Origin of the sequence: Pseudomonas sp. NPDC087817 (assembly GCF_044742875.1) — a bacterium.
GTDB lineage: Bacteria > Pseudomonadota > Gammaproteobacteria > Pseudomonadales > Pseudomonadaceae > Aquipseudomonas.
On sequence record NZ_JBIUVJ010000185.1, the window covers coordinates 1 to 1,146 of the forward strand.

Annotated in this window: 1 protein-coding gene; it reads right to left on the reverse strand. The window is 60.6% G+C overall.

Going from position 1 to position 1,146, the window contains the following annotated elements:
- Positions 1-1,146, reverse strand: a 1,146-nt coding sequence (locus tag ACIONG_RS30595; protein ID WP_401304779.1) for a ribonucleotide reductase N-terminal alpha domain-containing protein, incomplete at both ends; no start/stop codon positions are given.

Sequence of the window (1,146 nt, forward strand, 5' to 3'; positions counted from 1 at the left end):
ATGTCCATGTGCCAGGTTTCCAGGTAGGCACAGACAGCGCCTTTGCGCTTGCCACCCTGGTTAACGGCGACGGCCGTGTCGTTCACGACTTTGAGGAACGGAACCACACCTTGCGACTTGCCGTTGGTGCCTTTGATGTACGAGCCCAGTGCACGTACCGGCGTCCAGTCGTTGCCCAGGCCGCCAGCGAATTTCGACAGCATGGCGTTGTCGTGGATCGCGTGGTAGATGCCCGACAGGTCGTCCGGAACGGTGGTCAGGTAGCAGCTCGACAGCTGTGGACGCAGGGTACCGGCGTTGAACAGTGTCGGGGTCGAAGCCATGTAGTCGAACGACGACAACAAGTTATAGAACTCGATCGCACGATCTTCTTTCTGCTTCTCTTCGATCGCCAGGCCCATGGCCACACGCATGAAGAAGATCTGCGGCAGCTCGAAACGCACGCCATCCTTGTGGATGAAGTAGCGGTCGTACAGGGTTTGCAGGCCCAGGTAGGTGAATTGCTGATCGCGCTCGTGGTTGATCGCCTTGCCCAGTTTCTCCAGGTCGAAGGTGGCCAGCACAGGGTTCAGCAGTTCGAACTCGATACCCTTGGCGATGTAAGCCGGTAGCGCCTTGGCGTACAGGTCGGCCATTTCGTGATGGGTGGCGCTTTCGGCGACTTCGAGGAAGTTCAGGCCTTCGGCACGCAGGGTGTCCATCAGCAGGCGGGCGGTCACGAACGAGTAGTTCGGCTCGCGCTCAACCAAAGTACGGGCAGTCATCACCAGGGCGGTGTTGACGTCGGTCAGGGCCACGCCGTCGTACAGGTTTTTCAGGGTTTCGCGCTGGATCAGGTCGCCGTCGACTTCTTCCAGACCTTCGCAGGCCTCGGTGACGATGGTGTTCAGGCGGCCCATGTCGAGCGGTGCCAGGCTGCCGTCGGCGCGGGTGATGCGGATCGACGGATGCGCGTTGACCGCTTCTTCGGCCGGGGCGTGGGCAGCGCGTTCTTTCGAACGACCGTCACGATAGATCACGTAGTCGCGAGCAACTTTCTGCTCGCCGGCACGCATCAGGGCCAGTTCGACCTGGTCCTGGATTTCTTCGATGTGGATGGTGCCGCCCGATGGCATGCGACGCTTGAAGGTCGCGGTGACCTGTTCG